The sequence below is a fragment of the Blautia sp. AF19-1 genome (assembly GCF_003479155.1).
Classification (GTDB): Bacteria; Bacillota; Clostridia; order Lachnospirales; family Lachnospiraceae; genus Fusicatenibacter; species Fusicatenibacter saccharivorans.
Window position 1 is genome coordinate 60527 of record NZ_QUGQ01000008.1, and the last position, 20216, is coordinate 80742.

Below are 20216 nucleotides of genomic sequence, written 5' to 3' on the forward strand. Positions count from 1 at the left end.
GCCGGATATGCTTTGCCAGCCCTGCCTTTTCCACACCTTTCTTTTTTCTCTCCATTCTATTCCATTTGACGATCCATTGCAATCATTTCGCGAATTTTGCTCTTATCTGATTATTTTTATCAAGCACAACATACTTTTCTATCTCATAATGACTTTTTCAGTCTTTCCAAATCTTCGCTGTCCGGGTGTGACAAAGCACGGTCAAAATTTTGAATCAGCAGATCAAGATTGGCCGGATGTTCCGGGTTTTCTTTCATTTTCACATACCGTTCACGCACAGACTGCGGCATCTTTCCCTGGCACATATACTCACCGATGACCGTATTGCTTGCATCGATCGACTGTTTGACTTGTCCGAGAATCTTTTCAAAATAGGCATCACTTCCGCCAAATCCAGCTGTTCCAAACAGAAAAATCTTTTTATTTTTTAATTTCGACAGCAATTCTAATGTCTTTTGGTCTGCATTCCCTTTGTCCGTCCAAAATCCGATATAGCATACGTCGGATTGCGGTACCTGCGAATCGTTTGTGCCAAAATAATCGCATTTGTCCTTTGGCAACGTTTCATAGATTGCATCAGCCAGCTTCTTTGTATTACCCGTTAAGCTGCAAAACAGGATCGAATAATGTTCTTTTATCATAGCCCCTACACCTCCAGTTCAGGTATTTATGTGGAAAATCCACTTTTTCGTAAATTGTATTATCTCTTCAGATCACATCTCGATTTCGCTTACGCTGCATCCCGATGTTGCTTCTCACTATTTCCTCTCAGGCTTTTAAGTCAAGCGGATATTCGCAATCCGCTTCGCTACTTGCTCATAACCGAATAGCTGCTTTGCAGCTTCAGTTAAACTTAAAAATATTAAGTCCGGTTTCCTCATCATGAACTCTGTCCACTCTTCCGTCAATTACCGTGATGACCAGCTCACAGGTTGCACTGACAATCGCTCTGTTCAGATGTCCTCCAAACACCTCGCCCTTCTGATTTCCGGCACTCATATGAAGATGTGCATAGTATTCTCCATCCATTGTATTGATTGTACCTGTCAGTGATGTAATTTCATAATACCCCTGGAAGCTGTTTGAATAATATTTCTTTTCGTCTGTCTTGTATACTCCGACTGTGAAATCATTGATCGCTCCAAGAGCCTGGACACTGGCAAGCTTTATATTCTCCTTTATGGCAATTACCCTCAGCTGCTCCAATATTTCCTCGTCTTTGTCAATCCTTGCTACTATAACATTGTCAAATTTTCTGTATTCCATTTTATTCTCCTTTCTCTTTCCGCCCGGTCACTTTTCAGACATTACTGCAATAACCTCAATATTTATTCAGAAAATGCTCCCTGTTCGGATACTCCTGCCGATATGCCCGGAGGGCGGCTTCCCGGAGCAGGGTGAATTCTTTTTCCATGTGAAGCAGGCGTGGTGCCTTGAACGCGATCACACTGATCTGTTCGGCGATTTTTTTCGCGATTCCTTCTTCGGACAATTGTCCCATGCCGAATACCAGAGAGGTAAATCCTCTGCCTCCTCTGCTGACCTGAATAAATTTCAGGAATACATTGTACAGTTCATCTGCAAGAATTTTCTGGTATCCCTCATCTGACTGCATGGCTTCCGCCAGGCACAACGTGGAGAGAATCCGGGCTCCCGTCTTTCTTCTGTCGCCTCCCAGATCCAGGGAGGTTCCTTCCGCCAGATACTTCAGTTCCATCAGGCATTTGACAAATTCATCCTTCTGGAGCCTGCGTTGTCCGTATCGGACCGTCCAGAGCCGAGCCCGGTATTCTTCTTCCCAGGCTTCCTCCTCTCCGATATGTTCTTTTAAGATCTGCTGCCGTTTCGCCGGATCTGTCTCCTGATAAAAATCTTTGGTCCATGTATGTTCCATCTGTTTTTCCTCATTCTGTCAGGCGGATATTCGCAATCCGCTTCGCTGCTTGCTTGATTGGTTTAAAATAAAGACACGTCTTTACTTACTCTTTCTGCCTGCAAACGCAGTCTTCCTGCTTACATTCCGGAGTGGGAAATCGTCTCTTCTGCGTTCAGGTACTCATCGATGTTGCTGCCGTCTACCTTCTGATATTCTGAAAAATAATACCGGCCTTCTTTCAGGCTTTCCTGGTCAAATTCCTCTCCCTCGAACAGCTCCACTGCCATTTTCGCCATTTTCTTTGCCTGATCCACTCTGTCATTTAGGATGCTGCCCTGCATCTCTCCTGCCTTTACGGCTTCCAGAGCCTCTTCCAGGCCATCAATTCCGAAGATCACCGGCCATTCTTCACGGACATAGCCTGCTTTCCGATAGGCCTCCACAGCCCCAAGTGCCATCTCATCGTTGTTGGACATAACAAGTTCAATCTTTTTTCCGTACTGGCTGATCAGACGGTTCATGCGGTTTTCCGCCTGTCCCCGGTTCCAGTCCGCTAACTGATAGCTTAGCTTTTCCAGTATAACATCATTCTTCATCAGTGTCTTTACGGAATACTCTGTTCTGCTGATGGCATCCTGATGGCCTGCTTCTCCTTCCAGAAGCACGTATTGGATCTTTCCATCCTGATTTTTATCGACTTCCGGATGGCTCTTGATGTATTCTTCTGCAATCTCGCCCTGCATAATCCCGGACTGTTCTGCATCACAGCCCACATAATACAGCTTTTCCCACTGCATCAGGTCTTCCCTTACCGGTTCCCTGTTAAAAAAGATCACAGGAATGTCTTCATTCCTTGCCATTCGGATGATCCGGGACGGAGCTGTCCGGTCCACAAGATTGATACAGAGCACATCACAGCCGGCATCAATCATCTCTTCCACCTTTTCGTTCTGTTCCTGCTGATCGTCGTTTCCGCTTTTTGTCGATACGATAATCCTTCGTTCTTTGTTTTCCATGGCTTTCAGCTGCGCCTTCAGTTCATCCGTCAATCCATTGATAAAAGGATCATCCTGAGTGTAGGTTATCACTCCGACCCGCAGGGTTTTCTCTGTCTGGTCCGACTTGCCGGAACACCCCGACAGCACAAGCACCGCACTCCCTATCGTGGCAGATAATAATACTGCCACCCTTCTTTTCTTTTTATTCATAGGAATATAAAAACCTTTCTAAATCTTCGTCCATAGAGAAATTTTCCTTGCCAAGTACCTGATATTCGGTTATATATCCTTGCATTTTATAAGACCTGTGCTCGATCCTTTTGGTTATTTCTTCCACACTTTTATAGCCGATTTCATATCCGTCCGGCACAGCCAGCCCCTGAATGTTTCCGTTATCCAGAAGTGCAATTGTCTTCAGACTGTAACCCACTCCATAGAGCTCCGCGCCCTCGTATGTTCCATTTTCTGCCTGCTCTCCAAACTCTTCCAATATTCCTGCATCCAGGATGACAAGAGCATCCGCCTCTGTTTCCTTCTTCATCCGCTCCACAATGTCCTGTTCTTTTCTCCGGTAAATACACCAGCTGATCTTGCTTTCGCTGCCTTCCAGCGCCTCGTTCAATCCACAAATCTCCGCCTGTACAGCCTCGGACATTTTCCAGTCGGCGATAATTCCGATCTTCTGCTTTTTTGTTCTCAGCCGTTCTCCCAGCCATCTTCCGATCTCCCGGTAATCCGGCTGGATCGTGGGACTGGCAGTTTCCCCTTCTTTTACCGCCAGACCATCTGCAATCAGCAGATACGGTTTCTTTCCACACTCTTTTTTCAGCATATTTTCCGTCTCATGACCGGGTGCCGGATATATGATAAAGCCATCAATATCGTTGTCCTTCTGTTCCCTGATAAATTCTCTTTCCGCCTCCGGCCCGTCGATCTCTTCCGTATTGCAGATGATCATATGAACGTTGTTCTCTGCCGCAGCCTGCTTCATTCCCTTGATCAGGGCATCCCAGCGTTTGTCACCGGACTCCGGAAGAATCACCGCAATCCGGGGCTCTGCTACGTTCTGATCGAAAATCTTCCATACAAAGAATACTGCCAGCAGCAGCAAAAGAAACTCAATTATAAGAAATTTCATTCTGTTCTTTTTCATCCGCCCGGTCTCCTCTGTATGTATTTTTGTAATTCCAATGCTTCTGCGTTTTCCGGTGTATATGGGATTGCCGGAATACGGATCGTAACCCTTGTTCCTTCGTCCGGTTCGCTTTCTATGGAAAGTCCGTATTCTTCGCCAAACATCAGCCGGATTCTGGAATGCACATTGATTACGCCCACACCGGAACCATGCTTCGGAACCTTGCTGTTATCCGTCAGAATATTTTCCAGGACTTCTTCCCGCATGCCCATCCCATTGTCTTCGATGGTGATCAGAATGTCCTCGTCTTTCTTTTTTCCGCTGACGATGATCATGCCGCCATCATCCTCATCCATATTGCCAACGCCATAATAGATGGCATTTTCCAGGATGGGCTGGATCACCAGCTTTACGATGCAGCAGTTTTCGATCTCTTCCTCGATTCGGAATTCTGTTTTAAACCGCTCTTTGTACCGGGCCAGCTGGATATTCATATAGCTTCTGCTGTGCTGCAGCTCATCCTTAATGGGAATGATGGTCTTACCGCGGGATAGACTGACACGAAGTAATTTTGCCAGTTCAGAAATCATACGAACCGCTGCTTCATTTTCCTGGGCTTCCACCATCCACGTGATGGATTCCAGTGTATTATACAGAAAATGGGGGTTGATCTGGCTTTGCAGGGCATCCAGTTCACTTTTTCTTCGTTCATTTTGCTGCCGGATGATCTCGTCCATCAGTTTTTCGATCTGTTCATAGGACTTCTGCACAGAATGTCCCAGATGGCGGATCTCCGAGGAGCCGCCGATATAGATATCCGGTTTTCCTCCTGCCTCGTGGGCCTTGACGGAAGCATCCAGCTCCCGGATCGGTTTGGATATCTTCCGGGAAACCAGCTGGTTTCCCTCCAAAAGCATGACCATAAGAACCAGAACAGTAGCAAATACATAGTAACGGAAGTTCTTGTAGTTTGCCGCCTGCACACTCTCCGGCACAACACCGATCATTTTCCAGCCTGTATAGGCTACGCTGCCGACGATCACGGTCTCATTCTGACTGTTGGAATGGATCTCGTAGGTTCCGTCCTCGTATTTTGCCGTTTCCAGACTGTTTTCTTCAAATAATCCACGGTTTAATTCCGTTCCCCGGGGATGATAGATCATCTCTCCGTCCTGACTGATCAGATAATAGTAGATTCCGCCGGAACAGTCATTGATCTGCTTCATCACGTCCCTGATCACAGAATATTTCATATCCAGTAAAAGAATACCGGTTTCCGGTGTCTCTCCCTTGTTGACATCTACATACCTGCTCAGGGAAACGACCCATTGGTACCGATAAGAGCCGTCCTCAAACAGCTCCTGGATATGCGGTGTGGAAAAGTGTATATTTTCAATGGCATCTTCCGCATTTTTATACCATTCCTGCGTCTGCACCTTCACATTTTTCTTTTCTGCCGCCACCGGCTCCGATGCAATCAGATTTCCTTTTGGGTCATACAAAGCCAGGCTCTGAATCTTATCGGAATTGGTCTCATAGAGCAGACTGAACTGCTCCGAGAATTCCCGGCTGGATATATCAAACTGCTGGACTACGTTGTAGTTTGCCCCGTTCAGGATCTGCCGGATATCCAGCAGATCTGCATTTAACCGGTCTACGGTAGCCTCCACGGTAGCTTCCGTGTTGTCTACCGCTGTTTTTTCCAGAGCCAGCTTGAATCGATGGTAAAGCAGCAATCCCATTACAATGATCGTAACCAGTGAAATCGCCATAAGGACAGACAGGATGATCGACTGTATGTTAAGTGCGATATTCTTCCGGGAATCCGGATTTCTTTTTCTATCTTTCATGTATTTTCCCTTTCACCTGTTCCCTCTTTTCTGCCTGATGTACTCTCGGAGTCTTTCTGTGCTTGCTCTTTCTGCTTTCCGTCTTTTTATTTTCCGGAAGCTCTGTATTTGGAAGGGGAAACACCGAATTTCTTTTTGAATACATAGCTGAAGTAGTTCGCATCCTGATATCCTACTTTTTCTGCGATCTTATAGCTTTTTTCATCGGTGTTCAGCACCATTTCTTCTGCCCGGTCCATTCGGTAATCGGTAAGATAGGAGACAAAGGACTGACCGGTCTCCTTTTTAAAGATGGACGAAAAGTAAGAATTGGACACCCCAAGATCTGCGCACACATCATCCAGCGAGAGCGCCGGTTCCATATATCTGTCTTTTACGATGTTCTGCGCATCGGTGATGATCCGTCTGGAGGTACTGTTTCTGGTACTTCTCAGTTTTTCGCTGATCGCCATAGACATATTGATGATCCAGTTTGTCATAGAGCTTTCATCCAGCTGAGTCACTCTTTCGTAAAGATTCTGTACATTTCCGGAAATTTCATTGAAATCCATGGAATTATTGGCACAAAATTTGAAAAAGCCGCTGACAATCTCCATGGTGGCCAGATTGTACTGGCTGATGGTGGCTGCATTCTTATGGAGCTTTTCTGTCTCTTTGATGGCTTCTTTCCGGATCTTTTCCTGATCCCCTACATGGATGGCACGAAACAGCTCCTGCATCTTTGTTTCTTCTAAGGGAACCGCCTTTTTTGACTCTTTGGGAACGATCTCTGCGATATTGATGGCTCGTTTCGTTCCGTACAGGACACGGTAGGATACCGCCTCTCTGGCTCCCTCGTAGGAAATACTGATATCGTACAGATTGTTGCAGACGGTTCCGACCCCTGCGGTAACCGCCGCCCCCATAATTCTCCATGCCCAGCGGCAGAACCGGTCACACTTGTCCGTCAATTGAGCTATCTCATCTTCTGAATGGAGTTCCATAATCAGAATGGTATTACCCATATAGATGAATTCCTGGCAATTACAGTTCTCCATCAGCCGCTGTTTGATCTCCCGTTCCACAGACATGGATAATAATAAGGGATTCATCCCATCCGGCACATCATTTTCCGAGGTATGAAAGATAATACAGCAAAACAAAGGTCCCTTCATATCCACCTGATAATCCAAAAGGAATCGTTCATAGTCCTCTTCTCTGACTCTTCCTTCAATCAGGGAAATGAAGAAATTGGACTGCAGCTTTGGTAATACCTCCTGGAAATAGTCTTCCAGTTTTTTTACATTTAACTTTTCTTCCCGTTCCCTGTCCAGTGTGGCTTTCAGCTTCATCAGGCTTTCTGACAGCTCGGTGGCGCTGATGGGTTTCAGCATATATTCCTTAATTTCCAGATGGACGGCCTCTTTTGCATATTCGAATTCATCAAAACCGGTGCAAAGCATAATGTAAATATTGGGATAGTCCTGGTTCAGCTTTCTTGCCAGCTCCAGTCCATCCATATAAGGCATCTTAATGTCCGTCAGCACCACATCAGGCTGAAGCTTTTCTACCAGCTCCAGAGCCTTCACGCCGTTGGTGGCACTTCCCACTACGTCAAATCCCAGATCATTCCAGCGGATCTTTTTTTTCATAACATCGATGACCTCTACTTCATCATCGACAAGAATCACTTTATATTGTTCCATTCTTATCCTCCTGTTTTGCGGAGCATATTATTGTTCCTTTATTATAGCAGAAGATTGCTCTCTGCTGAATGAATAGTTACAAAAATTTTGTAATTATTCAGAGCCCCATCTCGATTCCGCTTACGCTGCATCTCGATGTTGCTTCTCGCCATATGAAATTCCAGAAAAATAGCTCATTCATGTAAACATGATTCGCGATTTTTCTTCCATTTCGCATGGCTCTGAATAGTTACAAATTTTGCCAGAACAGAACAAAAGACCGCCCTGGTCATCCATCGGACGACCGGGCTGTCTTATATTCTATCTGTTTATGAAGATGTTGGAATCAAAAGTTTTTCTGACCCCTTTGATACCAGATTGCTACGTGCTTTGCACTCCTGGTATCTTTATGAATGTCTCATTATTTTTTCTGTACATATTTCAGACAGTCAAGTGTTACGGCTGCCAGAATAATGATACCTTCGAAGATGAACTGAAGGTTGGTATCAATACCCAGAATCGTCAGGGCATATGTCAGGGAGGTAAAGATCAGTACACCGGTTACAACTCCGGAGATCTTACCGATACCACCGGTAAAGGATACACCACCAACTACGCAGGCTGCGATGGCATCCATATCCCATCCCTGTCCGTAAGCTGCACTACCGGAACCAACCATACGGTTACATTCCAGCCAGGAACCGAAGCCATACAGGATACCTGCCAGCATAAATGCTCCCATTGTTACTTTAAATACAGAGATACCGGATACTGCTGCCGCTTCCGGGTTTCCGCCTACCGCATACAGGTTTTTGCCAAACGTTGTTTTGTTCCAGATAAACCATACAATGGCAACTGCTGCAACAGCCCACAGAATGATGGTCGGGAATTTTCCGATCTGCGGAATGAAGGTATTCGGGATGGCAGAATCAATCGCACCGAAGGATACACCCTTGGTCGCATAGGTAACCAGACCGAAGATGATCAGCATGTTCGCCATGGTAGAGATAAACGGATGCATTTTGAATCTCGCCATGAAGAATCCGGCAATCATGGCAAATGCTGTCGTAAGGATTACACACATTAACAGTGCAAACAGTGCTTTCGCTGTAGCAGGCATAGCGGAGAAGTCAAATACATGTCCGAATACGGCACCTGTATTGATTCCGTTATGCATGATGATGGTTGCTGTAACCATACCCATACCAACCATACGTCCTACGGAAAGGTCGGTACCTGTTAACAGGATCAGACCGGCAACACCAAGTGCAAGGAACATACGCGGGGATGCCTGCTGTAAGATATTCAGGATGTTGGTAACAGTCAGCAGCTGTGTATTTTTGACGATCGGTGTGATGATACACAGTGCGATGAAGATCAGAATGATTACGATATACAGACCGTTTTTGTACAGGAACTGAGATAAATCGAAAGTATATCTGTAATTTTCCAGTTTCTGTATTCTCTGCTGCGGGAATGTAAATTTGGAAGCCCGCAACAGGTCGATCAGGTGATATTTATGCATGAATGCTTCATGTCTTCTGTCCTTGATCTCCTGAAGCTTCGATTCGTGAGCCATCTGTGCATCAAACAATTTATTTTTGAGCACATATTTCTCAGCCTTGATCTCTTCTGCATCCTTCAGAGAAGCAACCTTTTTCTGATGCTCGCTCTTCAGATCTGCTTTGATCTTCTCATATCTGCTGTTTTCTTCTGCTTTTGCAGCTTTGCAGCTTTTGTTTACTACGTCGTAATAATCCTTTTTGTAATGCGCAGCCAGATAGCTTTCTGCCTCTGCGATCAGCTTTTTGATTTCTTCTTTGTTGTCTGCTTCTACTTTTTTTGCATTTTCCAGCTCTTTTTTGCTGTTTTCAATGATCTTATCTCTCTGTGTTGCGGATAAGTTCTTGTTTTCTTTTGCGATCGCGATCTGTTTTTTCAGATCGCTCACTTTGTCAAAGCCGTCTGCACGTAATGCATCGATTTTTTTCTGGATTTCTTCCACATATTCATCGATCGGCTTCAAAAGCTTTGCTTCTTCTTCCGACGAAATAATAACGCTGTTTTCTGCCATTTCCAATTTTCCTCCTGTTACAGGTATTTAGCACTGAGTCTCAATAATTCTTCCTGGTTTGTTTCTTTGGTATTTACGATTCCGGCCAGACGTCCGTTAGACATAACACCGATTCGGTTGGTAATACCAAGAATCTCCGGCATTTCGGAAGAAACAACGATGATTGTTTTTCCCTGTTTCGCCATATTGATAATCAGTTCATAGATTTCATATTTTGCTCCAACATCAATTCCTCGTGTCGGGTCATCCATCATGAATACGCTCGGTGAACGTTCCAGCCATTTACCAAAGATAACCTTCTGCTGATTACCACCGGAAAGGTTGGCGATCATATCATCCGGTCCCATACATTTTGTATGCATGATCTTGATTTCTTCAGCCGTTGCACGCACCATCTTGTCATGTGATAATGCGATTCCGCTCTTATAATGCTTCATATTCGCAATGGTAGTATTGAATGTAATATTGCCCTTCAGGAACAGACCATTGGCTTTTCTTTCCTCTGTAATCAGAGCAAATCCGTGATCCATGGCATCCTTCGGGGAGGAGAAGTTCAGTACCTTTCCGTCATATACGATATTTCCTTCTGCTCTTGTACGAATTCCGAAGATGGTCTCCAGAAGTTCGGTACGACCGGCACCGACCAGACCATAGAATCCGAAAATTTCTCCTTTTTTAATATCAAAAGAAATATTCTGCAGTTTCGGTGCATATTTTGTTGATATATTCTGTACGGAGAGAATCGTTTCTCCCGGTGTATTGTCTACAGGCGGAAATCTGTTGTCCAGAGAACGTCCAACCATGGCGGCGATCAGTTCGTTCATATCCGTTTCTTTACTTGGCTTGGTCATGACCAGGCTTCCGTCTCGCAATACGGATATTTCATCGCAGATTTCAAATATTTCATCCATTTTATGTGAAATGTAGATCAGGGCAATTCCCTGTGCCTTCAGCTGACGCATCATCTTAAAGAGCTTTTCAACCTCCGGTGCAGTCAGGGATGATGTAGGTTCATCCAGTACAATGACTTTGGAATGATAGGAAATCGCTTTTGCGATCTCACACATCTGCCTCTGAGATACAGACATTTTCTTCATTGGCTGCGTCAGATCAACTGTAATTCCCAGCTTTCTGAACAGGTCTGATGTTTCTTTTTTCATTCTTCCTTCGTCGATCACTCCAACGGAATTCTTTGGGTATCTTCCAAGGAACATGTTATCTACAACACTTCTTTCAAGACACTGGTTCAACTCCTGGTGTACCATTGCCACTCCGTTTTCCAGTGCATCCTTCGGACCGGAGAAATTCACTTCTTTTCCGTCCAGTACGATGGTTCCTTCATCTTTCTGATAGGTTCCAAAGAGGCATTTCATCATTGTCGATTTTCCGGCACCGTTTTCACCCATCAGTCCCATAATGGTTCCAGGTTTGACATTCATGCTGATATGTTTCAGAACCTTATTTCTACCGAACGATTTGCTCATGCCGTTAATCGATAAGATATATTTATTCTTATCTTCTGTCATAGCTGCGCTTCCTTTTCTTAGTAAAGAAGGGTATCATTGCTGACACCCCTCTATAATTTCATTCATTTACGGTAACGATTCAGAAACCTCATCTCGATTTCGCATGGCTCTGAATCGTTGCCATTTACACTTTTATTCTGTCTCTAAATTATTTGGAGAGAAGTGATGTATATGCTGCTGCATTATCGGTCTTAACCATGTTAATTGCAAAAGCATCATACTCGCTCGGGTTTCCAAGACGGTTTGTGATATTGGACTCTGTCTGTCCGTCTCCACCGATGTAATCTACCTTCAGGTTCAGCAGATCATCATATTTCTCCAGCAGAGGCTGATAGGTAGAGCTCAGGAAGTTATCCGATGCGTTGTAGATATTCAGCCATACTTTTTTGGATGGGCTCTTGCTTTCATCCAGCTGTTTTGCAACCTTGTCGTAAACTTTTGTAGAATCTGTGAAATCGTTGTAGTTATCGGCTGTTACAGCAATATTTAATGCGTAGTAAGATCTCTCTTCTTCGCTGTATCTGTAATCTTCACCCTCTGTCAGGCAGTTGCCGGCTTCATCTGCTGTACCGATACCGGTATTGATATCTACACCGTCCAGTGCGTTACGCAGAACTCTCAGTGTCAGGTAAGCCTGAACGTCTGCATGCTGAGAAATTGTTCCGCCATATCCTTCACCGATTGCTGCTACAGCATCGCTGTTTGCATCATAACCGAAGGTAGGAACTTTGTTGTCTTTTGCCCATGCATTGAACATTGACATTCCCATACCATCGTTGTTGGAAACTACAACATCGATCTGATCACCGAAGGAAGCTGTCCATGTTCCGATCGCGTTACCAGCTGTTGCAGCATCCCATGTTGCACCTGCTGAGTTTTTCATTTCCTGAGAAGCCAGCTCACGGATGGTATATGTTTTTCCGTCTACATCCAGAGTTGCATCCTGCACAACCTTTGCTTTTCCGTCTACGTTTGTTCCGGCCGGTGTAGAATCTACTCCGCCGTCTGCATCTACACCTGTTCCAAGTGCGGAACGAACACCACGTGTACGAGCGATAGAATCGTTATGTCCGATATCACCGATTGCCAGAACATATCCGATTACGCCGTCACCGTTTCTGTCGATCGTGTCTGCGTTTTTCTTGATGTAATCCAGAACCATCTGTCCCTGCAGCTCAGCACCCTGATTTGCATCGAAACCTACATAATAAGTATTTCCGTTGAAGTTCAGAGCATCTTTGTCCAGTTCGCCGGTAGCACTGCTGGATGGCTGACGGTTGAACCAGCACAGAGGTTTGTCCTTGTTTTCTACGCTTCCGCCCGTTGATGCCGTAGAATCTGCTGTTTCTGTTTTCTGGGTAGAATCTTTAGACTCTGATGTGGATCCTCCACAACCAGCCATGGATACTGCCATAGCTACTGCCATAATTGCTGCTAATGCTTTTCTTTTCATTTTCATTCCTCCCGTTTGGTGATTTTGCTAGATTCGCTTCGTTCCTAGCTGATGAATTCATTATAATCACAAGAGGCCTAAAAAAAAATAGAATATTTTTGGATTAGTTATTGAAATTTTTGGTTATTTCTTGTCGTAATTCCCCAAAACTCCAAGAATCATGCAAAAAAGCAGTCCCACAGAGCGCAAATTACCGCATGACAGATTTTTGTCGTACCTCGGGTACGCCTTCCCATCTGTTTCCTGTAGTTTGCGTTCTGCAGCACTGCTTTTTTTGTATTATTTCTTACTTATGCTTTAAGCGGGGTAAGAGATCTAAAATCCTCTTGCAGGCGAGACTGCATCAGCTTTCTGACGTTTTAGCATCTTTATATTTTCGTATCAGAATCATATAGCTTATGATCAGTAAAACAGCCGCACTGCTCCATGCACAGATCTCGGCATAGTATATTCCCTCTTCGCCGATCCATTTCGGCAGCAGCAGCGCAACGCTGACACGCATCACAAATTCTGCAATGCCGCTGGCAAGCGGAATCAAAGTATTGCCCAGCCCCTGGATCGCGGAACGATACACATGCAGCAAATACAGTATCCACAAAAAGACAGCCATGATAAACAAATACTTATATGCAATATCTAATACCTGTCGGATCTGCTCCGGTTCACCGGATACAAACAGAGACAATATATTACGCCCAATCAGCACCATCATACCGGAAATGAAAACAGAAGTGAGCACTGCCATATACGTACCGCTGCGCACACCTTTTCGGATTCTCTGATATTTCTTTGCGCCAAGATTCTGCCCTACATACGTTGTAATCGCATATCCATAGGAAACGGCCGCCATCTCCAAAATTCCATACAGCTTGTTCGTTGCCGTAAATCCGGCTACAAACAGAAAGCCAAAGCCATTGATCACATACTGCACCGTAAGTCCTCCCACAGAAATGATCACGTTCTGTATGGCAAGAGGAGTACCCAGCTTCAAAAGCCGCAGACTCATAGACGGTTGCCTGTAAAAATCCTCCTTTTCCAGTCGGATATCCCTGATTTTCCGTAATACAAGCAGACAGTACAAGGCTGAAAATCCCTGTGCAATAACAGTCGCCACGGCTGCTCCGGCTACGCCCCAGCCAAAAACTGCCACAAACAGCAGGTCAAGTCCCACATTGATCACTGCTGCCACTGTCATTGCAATCAGTGGAGATCTGCTGTTTCCAAGTGCCCTCAGGATCGCCGCAAAGATATTATAGGCAGCTATAATCGGGACTCCCGCAAAAATCAGCCGCAAATATAGCATCGTCAGATCAATAACATTATCCGGTGTCTGCAAAAATAAAAGAACGTGATAAACTGCTCCTTCACTTACCGCGAGTACAATCACAGACAGTAATGCTGTCATAATATAGCTTTTCGCCACCGCACATTTCAGATTTTCCTTTTCCCCTGCTCCATAGTACTGCGATACAAGAATCGAAAAGCCCTGTGTGATACCTGTCATGATGCCCAGCACCAGCCAGACCAGCCAGTCTCCGGCGCCTACTGCCGCCAACGCTTCTACTCCTACCACCCGGCCAACAATCATGGTGTCCGCCATCGTATAAAACTGCTGGAAAATATTTCCGAGCATCAATGGTATGGCAAACGTTATGATCAGTTTTCCGGGGGATCCCGCAGTCATATTCTTTTCATTTGTTCCCATAAGATTAAGAATCTCCTTTTCTCTCTTTCTCCTCCTGCCCGCTATTTTACATGGAACCCTTGCAAAACACAATTCTATTTTTTCACAAAGTTTTTCCGATATTTTTGGTGGCTATTACTTTCTTTTTCCGAAGAGAAGCCAGAGCGTGTCTGAAAAATCATTTCCGCAATCAGGAAGAATCAACCGATTGTATCGTAATGCACAGGAGGCAGCGCTATGAGAGAGGTAAAAAGAGATTTTCCTTGGTTTTCCATTACAGAGTATGAAAAAGAAGCAGCGTATTTGAGACGCAGACTTGACACTCCCCACAGCTAAAGCAGGGGGATTCTTGTTTCTTCCACCACTGCATTGACGAATACCTTACGGTACTGCAATGTCTTACACAGTGTCCACAAGCTATGTTTATCCTGTTCCCGTATGCCCTACGGTACAGCTTTTCATCTTTATGCAGACTGCATCTGCAGTGCTTTTTTCAGAATATTAATGCCTGCATTCGTATCCCGGTCATGAACTGCATGGCATTTCGGGCACTCCCAGATACGAATGCTCAGATTTTTTATCCGTGGATTTCTGTAGCCGCAAGAGCTGCAGGTTTGACTGCTCGGATACATCGTTGGTACTCTTTGAATTTCATTTCCATACCAGCTGGCTTTATATTCCAGCATTTTGAAAAACTTTGCCCAGGAAACACTTGCTATGGATTTTGCCAGTTTATGGTTCCGGATCATTCCCTTCACGTTCAGATCCTCGATACAGATGGTTTGGTTTTCGCGCACCAGCATCGTTGACTGTTTCTGCAGGAAATCATTCCGCTGATTGGCTATTTTCTCATGCACTCTGGCTACCCTGAGCCGCTGCTTCCCGCGGTTATGGGAATCTTTCTGCTTCCGGGAAAGTCTGCGCTGTTCTCTTATGAGTTTTCGCATGGAGCGTTCCAGATATCTGGGATTTGATACCGTATTTCCATTGCTGTCAGAATAGAATGCTTTGATTCCGACATCAATTCCAATCGTTCCTCCAGCATTTGGGCGTGGTTCCGGTTCGAAATCAATATTTAAGACTGCAAAATATTTTCCGGCCGGTGTGTACTCAATGGTTACGTGATTAATTTTTCCCACTTCCATCGACTGGCGTATTTTGACAAATCCAAGTTTCGGAAGTTTGATATATCTTCCCACAATACGGATATTATCTTTTTGATTGACCGTTCTGTATGACTGGAACCGGTTATGTTTGCTCTTGAAGGTTGGATAGGAAGCACGTTTTTGAAAGAAATTCACAAAGCTCCGGTCGAGATCCCGCAGAGACTGCTGTAAGGCAATGGAATCTGCTGCTTTCAAAAAAGCAAACTCCTCCTGTCTTTTCAGTTCGGTCAGCATGGCGGAAGTCTGGATATATCCAATCTTCTTCCCTTCTTCATAGCTTTCCTTGCGCATGGCAAGTCCCCGGTTGTAGATCAGCCGGCAGCATCCCAGCGTCTGGTGGATGAAGTTTTTCTGTTCTCTGTTCGGGTAGATCCTGAATTTGATCCCTTTTTGCATTAGCCCATCTTATCCTTTTGTCTCTGCGATGTTTTCTGGTTTTCGATATACTGTTTTACTGCTTCCAGCGGGGCACCGCCAACGGTAGATACAAAATAGCTGTTTGTCCAGAGCGTCGGCATTTTCGTTTTGAGATGGGGAAATTCCTGTCTTAAAATTCTGGACGTATAGCCTTTGAACGATTTTACAGCTTTGTGGATTCCAAACTGAGGATCTACTTCCAGCAGCATATGAACATGATCCGGCATGATCTCCATTTCCAGAATGTCTACAGAAAGATTTGCAGCATACTCTGTGAGCAGCTCCTTCAGCCGGACATCTACACCGTTCGTTAATACTTTTCGTCTATATTTGGGGCACCATACTACATGGTATTTACAGGAATAGACGACATTATTGTTTGATTTATATGTTGTGTTCATGTTTGTATTATACAATGTTTTATCAATTAACACAATTGTTATTTTGTCCATCTTCAATTACTTGCGTAAATTCGATGGACGCGTCTTATATCCCCATAGCTGAAGCAAGGGGTTTTACGACGCATTGGATAAGCAAATTTTCCACTCATCGAGTGGAAATTTTACAATACCTAAACTACTTCTTGAATTTATATTTTCCTTTTCCGTGACCGGATACTGGTTCAATAATATCTGCCTGCACCAAATTGGAAAGATGTTTTGAAGCACCTGATGATCATTGTTTTCATCAGATTATTATCGCTTGTAAAAGAAGATTTATAATCTACAATCTTTGCAAAAAAACTGCGACATTTTTACACGTTTTCCAATCAAAAACCTGTTTTTGTCTTGGGATAATCTCCCATAGCTTCATTTCAAAAGAATTATCACTTAATCTCTGTAAACAAGCCACTCTGCATCAGAGCAAATACCGATGCAGAACCAACAAAGCCACAGCCTATCATTACTGCTTTTTTTGAATTAATCACTTTCTTCTTCGTAATAATCTCATCTCCTTAATAATTCTCTTCATGTACTTCAAAATAGCTCTGTGGATGATTACATACCGGACATACTTCAGGCGCCTTAGTTCCTACCACAATATGTCCGCAGTTACGGCATTCCCATACCTTAACTTCGCTCTTTTCAAATACCTGTGAAGTTTCAATATTCTTAAGAAGTGCACGATATCTTTCCTCATGGTGCTTCTCAATCTCACCTACTGCCCTGAATTTTGCTGCAAGCTCAGGGAATCCTTCTTCCTCAGCTGTTTTAGCAAAGCCATCATACATATCTGTCCACTCATAATTTTCGCCTTCTGCCGCTGCCACCAGGTTTTCCTTTGTATCACCAATTCCTGCTAATTCCTTGAACCACATCTTTGCATGTTCTTTCTCATTATCTGCAGTCTTTAAAAACAATGCTGACATCTGCTCGTAACCTTCCTTTTTCGCTACAGAAGCAAAATAGGTATACTTATTTCTTGCCTGTGATTCCCCTGCAAATGCCTCCTGTAAATTCTTCTCTGTCTGTGTTCCTGCATATTTGTTTGCTGCCATCTCTTTTACCTCCGTTTTCTTTACTACTTTTTCAAAATCTGATGCCGGGTGCTTGCACAAAGGACATATAAAGTCATCTGGTAATTCCTCGCCTACATATTCATATCCGCAAATTCTGCAACGCCATATTGTCTGACCGTCCTCTGTTTTTCCAACCTCCTGTGGCTTAGGCTTAATATTATTCTGATAATAATCATATGTTACTGAAGGAACATTGCTTAAAACTTCCATATCGGTTATCTCACCGATAAACATCGTATGTGAACCCAAGTCCTCTGTTTTAGTAACTGTCACAGAAATGTATGCATTTGTACCTTCTGTAATATAATAAATACCATTTGTGCCCCTGGCACACTGCTCAAAGGCTTCAAACTTATTGGTATCTCTTCCTGATTGGAAGCCAAAATGTTTGAACAATTCAAATTGTGCCTTCTGACTTAAGACTGATACAGTAAATTTTCCGGTTCTTTGAATCATATCATGCGTATAATTTGCCTTATTTACACAGATACTTAACTGGTTTGGTTCCGAAGCTGCCTGAATGGCTGTATTAATGATGCATCCGTTATCTTTTTCTGCTTCTTTAGCGGTCAATATAAACAGTCCATAACTCAACTTATACATTGCTTTCCTATCCATGCTGTTCCTCCTTTACCTTCTCCCTGCATTTCGGGCAAATGCCTTTAAATGAAATATCATAATCCACAAATTCAATTCCATGAGTGTTATGAATTCTTTCCAGTAAATCCGGTATTTGATCCATATCCACATCAAAAATTTCACCGCACTTTATACATCTTACATGGTAATGATTTTTCAATGTAAAATCAAATCGGTTCGGTCCATTCGGAACTTCAACCTTTCTTAATGCACCTTCCTCTACCAATATATCAAGATTTCTATATACAGTTCCTTTTCCAATTGTTGGATATGCTTCTTTTATAAATTCATACACTTCATTTGCCGTAACGTGTCTTCTCATTTCGTATACGGTATTTCTTACGAGATCTTTTTGAATGGTATTTCTCCTACTTGTCATTTGTCCTCCTTATTAGGATTAGTTCTTAATAAGGATTATATACCACCCTCATCCTGCTGTCAATAAAAATAGTAATAATTCTCATTATTACAAAAACTGTCAAACTGAGCATCTTTTACCTGAATAACTATTTTATTTTGCGTTCAAATACATATTCTGAATCTGAAGATAAATCAGACCTAAACGAATATCCGAGTCTGTCAAATTTCTGAATCTCCACCGGATTTTCAATATTATTTTCCGCTATGAATCTGACCATTTCACCACGAGCCATCTTGGCATAGGTACCTTTTGTTACCAATTTATCTCCGGATAACTCACAAAATACAATCGTAATATATCTGTCCTGTGATGTCAGATACTTTTCTATACATTTTGAGTATTCTTTTGATGCAAGATTAATGATAATCCTCCTGTCATCGATTATTGATCGGTATAACAATTCTCCCCAGTACTCATACAGATTTTTTGCATCTCCAATTCCAACCTTTGCCTGCATTTCAAGACGATAAGGAGTCACACCATCCATTGGTTTTAAAATGCCATAAAACGCGGACAAGATTCTTAAATGATTTTGCAAATACTCAAACTGCTGGATTTCAAACACAGATGGTGCCATATATTGAAATGCAATCCCTTCATATGCTAAAACAGCCGGAGTAAGCCTGTTATAAAGATCCATATTTTCCAATCTGTTAAAGTTCTGCTCTGCAATCTTGTCATTACATTTCCAGATAGCTTTCAGTTCTTCTTTTGATTTGCTTTTCATCCAGTTTAATACTTCTGCTGTCTTATCAATATAGACAGGCAGTTCAACCGGTGCTAAGTTATCGGTATCTACAATCATCTTTTTTGCAGGTGATAAAATAATCTTCATTATGCCAATTCCTTAAGCATATTTTCAGGATCATCTGCCGCCTTGACTTTATCATTTGCCTTTATAATGATTCCCTGCTCATCAATAAGATATGTAGTTCTTACTACACCCATAGATACTTTTCCATAATTTTTCTTTTCTTTCCAGACATCATATGCTTCAATAACTTTACGCTCCGGATCTGCTAATAGCGTAAATGCCAGTCCGTATTTTTCTTCAAATCTCTTGTGAGACGCTACAGAGTCCTTGCTTACTCCGAGAATAACAGCTCCCTTCTCAGTAAACTGTGGATAACGCTCAGAAAAGCCACATGCCTGCTTCGTACATCCTGGTGTATTATCCTTTGGATAAAAATATAAGATCACTTTTTTTCCTGCATAATCGCTTAATTTATGCATTTCTCCATTCTGATCCGGCAATTCAAAGTCCGGTGCTTTTTTTCCTAACTCTAACATTTACTATTCCTCCGCTTTTGTATTTTCCACCTGTTTTCTTGTTCTTTTATTACCTGAAATCATTTTATGTCCCGTATACATAGACATGATCATACATATAAGAGTGCTACACGCAAAATACCTATGACCTGATTTGGATCCTTTATATCCAGTATAAAAAGTTCCAATCATAGTAATTAACGCTCCGATTGACCAATACTTATGTGCTTTCATTTTATACCTCCAAATTGATTAAGCTGTTTCCAAAATAAATATCTCTGGATCATTAACAATATTATACATTCCATCCATTACTTTTGACAAGCAGGGAAAGAAAAATACTCAATCCAAATACAAAAGGATGTATCACGATAATTCTTGCATTACCTTGACGCATCCTTTCGTGTTGTATTTTTTTATTCTTCTTTTCATTATTTTTTAATTTACAGATACCCTGCGTCATTGTTCCCATTTGGCAGAATGTATACCAGGTTCGTGGCTTATATGCCTTAGACACTGTGCTGT

18 protein-coding genes and 2 pseudogenes are annotated in these 20216 nt (G+C 43.1%); all 20 read right to left on the bottom strand.

Going from position 1 to position 20216, the window contains the following annotated elements; all coding sequences use genetic code 11:
- Positions 1 to 143: 143 nt before the first annotated feature.
- Positions 144 to 641, bottom strand: coding sequence for a flavodoxin family protein BilS (gene bilS / locus DWX26_RS07030; RefSeq protein WP_055220197.1), 498 nt, complete (start codon positions 639 to 641; stop codon positions 144 to 146).
- Positions 642 to 843: 202 nt separating this feature from the next.
- A complete protein-coding gene (locus DWX26_RS07035) occupies positions 844 to 1266 on the bottom strand; it encodes a PPC domain-containing DNA-binding protein (RefSeq protein ID WP_055228550.1) in 423 nt (140 codons plus the stop codon).
- A 55-nt stretch (positions 1267 to 1321) separates the two neighbouring features.
- Positions 1322 to 1894, bottom strand: a complete 573-nt coding sequence (locus DWX26_RS07040) for a DUF6553 family protein (RefSeq protein ID WP_118595950.1) — start codon at positions 1892 to 1894, stop codon at positions 1322 to 1324.
- 119 nt (positions 1895 to 2013) lie between these two features.
- Positions 2014 to 3063, bottom strand: a complete 1050-nt coding sequence (locus tag DWX26_RS07045; protein ID WP_319638367.1) for a galactose ABC transporter substrate-binding protein — start codon at positions 3061 to 3063, stop codon at positions 2014 to 2016.
- Positions 3064 to 3076: 13 nt separating this feature from the next.
- Positions 3077 to 4027 carry a substrate-binding domain-containing protein gene (locus DWX26_RS07050; RefSeq protein ID WP_118601136.1) on the bottom strand — a complete coding sequence of 317 codons (951 nt, stop codon included), beginning with the start codon at positions 4025 to 4027 and terminating at the stop codon, positions 3077 to 3079.
- Entirely contained in the window at positions 4024 to 5859 is a 1836-nt protein-coding gene (locus DWX26_RS07055) for a cache domain-containing sensor histidine kinase (RefSeq protein ID WP_118601137.1), read from the bottom strand. Before DWX26_RS07055 ends, DWX26_RS07050 begins: the two co-directional genes overlap by 4 nt.
- Before the next feature lie 86 nt (positions 5860 to 5945).
- Complete coding sequence (locus tag DWX26_RS07060; protein ID WP_022462801.1) at positions 5946 to 7544, bottom strand: response regulator; 1599 nt, start codon at positions 7542 to 7544, stop codon at positions 5946 to 5948.
- 400 nt (positions 7545 to 7944) lie between these two features.
- Complete coding sequence (locus DWX26_RS07065; RefSeq protein ID WP_022461116.1) at positions 7945 to 9597, bottom strand: galactose/methyl galactoside ABC transporter permease MglC; 1653 nt, start codon at positions 9595 to 9597, stop codon at positions 7945 to 7947.
- A gap of 17 nt (positions 9598 to 9614) precedes the next feature.
- On the bottom strand, positions 9615 to 11123 hold the full coding sequence (locus DWX26_RS07070) for a sugar ABC transporter ATP-binding protein (RefSeq protein WP_118601138.1): 1509 nt from the start codon (positions 11121 to 11123) through the stop codon (positions 9615 to 9617).
- 148 nt (positions 11124 to 11271) lie between these two features.
- Complete coding sequence (locus DWX26_RS07075) at positions 11272 to 12576, bottom strand: substrate-binding domain-containing protein (protein WP_022461114.1); 1305 nt, start codon at positions 12574 to 12576, stop codon at positions 11272 to 11274.
- A gap of 343 nt (positions 12577 to 12919) precedes the next feature.
- The gene (locus DWX26_RS07080; RefSeq protein ID WP_055220187.1) at positions 12920 to 14281 is read right to left on the bottom strand and encodes an MATE family efflux transporter; all 1362 of its coding nucleotides are present in this window, start codon (positions 14279 to 14281) and stop codon (positions 12920 to 12922) included.
- A 443-nt stretch (positions 14282 to 14724) separates the two neighbouring features.
- Entirely contained in the window at positions 14725 to 15822 is a 1098-nt protein-coding gene (gene tnpB, locus DWX26_RS07085; protein ID WP_118601140.1) for an IS200/IS605 family element RNA-guided endonuclease TnpB, read from the bottom strand.
- Positions 15822 to 16244: an IS200/IS605 family transposase gene (gene tnpA / locus DWX26_RS07090; protein ID WP_118601174.1), complete on the bottom strand. Its 423-nt coding sequence runs from the start codon at positions 16242 to 16244 to the stop codon at positions 15822 to 15824. The genes tnpB and tnpA overlap by 1 nt, the downstream gene beginning before the upstream one ends.
- A 431-nt stretch (positions 16245 to 16675) precedes the next feature.
- Positions 16676 to 16771: pseudogene (locus tag DWX26_RS17860) on the bottom strand (L-lactate dehydrogenase); the annotation flags it as partial.
- 27 nt (positions 16772 to 16798) lie between these two features.
- On the bottom strand, positions 16799 to 17341 hold the full coding sequence (rbr, locus tag DWX26_RS17670; RefSeq protein WP_005426680.1) for a rubrerythrin: 543 nt from the start codon (positions 17339 to 17341) through the stop codon (positions 16799 to 16801).
- A gap of 18 nt (positions 17342 to 17359) precedes the next feature.
- A pseudogene (locus DWX26_RS17675) lies at positions 17360 to 17980 on the bottom strand (flavin reductase); the annotation flags it as partial.
- Positions 17973 to 18380, bottom strand: a complete 408-nt coding sequence (locus DWX26_RS07105; RefSeq protein ID WP_055225693.1) for a Fur family transcriptional regulator — start codon at positions 18378 to 18380, stop codon at positions 17973 to 17975. The gene DWX26_RS07105 and the pseudogene DWX26_RS17675, both read right to left, overlap by 8 nt.
- Before the next feature lie 127 nt (positions 18381 to 18507).
- Positions 18508 to 19257 carry a peroxide stress protein YaaA gene (gene yaaA, locus DWX26_RS07110; RefSeq protein WP_055267392.1) on the bottom strand — a complete coding sequence of 250 codons (750 nt, stop codon included), beginning with the start codon at positions 19255 to 19257 and terminating at the stop codon, positions 18508 to 18510.
- Positions 19257 to 19712 carry a thioredoxin-dependent thiol peroxidase gene (gene bcp, locus DWX26_RS07115; protein WP_021737556.1) on the bottom strand — a complete coding sequence of 152 codons (456 nt, stop codon included), beginning with the start codon at positions 19710 to 19712 and terminating at the stop codon, positions 19257 to 19259. The genes yaaA and bcp overlap by 1 nt, the downstream gene beginning before the upstream one ends.
- A gap of 3 nt (positions 19713 to 19715) precedes the next feature.
- Complete coding sequence (locus DWX26_RS17125) at positions 19716 to 19925, bottom strand: DUF6219 family protein (RefSeq protein WP_021737557.1); 210 nt, start codon at positions 19923 to 19925, stop codon at positions 19716 to 19718.
- Positions 19926 to 20216: the final 291 nt, after the last annotated feature.

Excerpts from the sequence above, each read along its gene's own strand:
- DWX26_RS07060 (WP_022462801.1), bottom strand. The coding sequence starts at position 7,544 with ATGGAACAATATAAAGTGATTCTTGTCGATGATGAAGTAGAGGTCATC.
- DWX26_RS07105 (WP_055225693.1), bottom strand. The coding sequence starts at position 18,380 with ATGACAAGTAGGAGAAATACCATTCAAAAAGATCTCGTAAGAAATACC.
- DWX26_RS07035 (WP_055228550.1), bottom strand. The coding sequence starts at position 1,266 with ATGGAATACAGAAAATTTGACAATGTTATAGTAGCAAGGATTGACAAA.
- bilS (WP_055220197.1), bottom strand. The coding sequence starts at position 641 with ATGATAAAAGAACATTATTCGATCCTGTTTTGCAGCTTAACGGGTAAT.
- DWX26_RS07065 (WP_022461116.1), bottom strand. The coding sequence starts at position 9,597 with ATGGCAGAAAACAGCGTTATTATTTCGTCGGAAGAAGAAGCAAAGCTT.
- tnpB (WP_118601140.1), bottom strand. The coding sequence starts at position 15,822 with ATGCAAAAAGGGATCAAATTCAGGATCTACCCGAACAGAGAACAGAAA.
- DWX26_RS07080 (WP_055220187.1), bottom strand. The coding sequence starts at position 14,281 with ATGGGAACAAATGAAAAGAATATGACTGCGGGATCCCCCGGAAAACTG.
- DWX26_RS07075 (WP_022461114.1), bottom strand. The coding sequence starts at position 12,576 with ATGAAAAGAAAAGCATTAGCAGCAATTATGGCAGTAGCTATGGCAGTA.
- yaaA (WP_055267392.1), bottom strand. The coding sequence starts at position 19,257 with ATGAAGATTATTTTATCACCTGCAAAAAAGATGATTGTAGATACCGAT.
- DWX26_RS07070 (WP_118601138.1), bottom strand. The coding sequence starts at position 11,123 with ATGACAGAAGATAAGAATAAATATATCTTATCGATTAACGGCATGAGC.
- rbr (WP_005426680.1), bottom strand. The coding sequence starts at position 17,341 with ATGGCAGCAAACAAATATGCAGGAACACAGACAGAGAAGAATTTACAG.
- tnpA (WP_118601174.1), bottom strand. The coding sequence starts at position 16,244 with ATGAACACAACATATAAATCAAACAATAATGTCGTCTATTCCTGTAAA.
- DWX26_RS07050 (WP_118601136.1), bottom strand. The coding sequence starts at position 4,027 with ATGAAAAAGAACAGAATGAAATTTCTTATAATTGAGTTTCTTTTGCTG.
- DWX26_RS07055 (WP_118601137.1), bottom strand. The coding sequence starts at position 5,859 with ATGAAAGATAGAAAAAGAAATCCGGATTCCCGGAAGAATATCGCACTT.
- bcp (WP_021737556.1), bottom strand. The coding sequence starts at position 19,712 with ATGTTAGAGTTAGGAAAAAAAGCACCGGACTTTGAATTGCCGGATCAG.
- DWX26_RS17125 (WP_021737557.1), bottom strand. The coding sequence starts at position 19,925 with ATGAAAGCACATAAGTATTGGTCAATCGGAGCGTTAATTACTATGATT.
- DWX26_RS07040 (WP_118595950.1), bottom strand. The coding sequence starts at position 1,894 with ATGGAACATACATGGACCAAAGATTTTTATCAGGAGACAGATCCGGCG.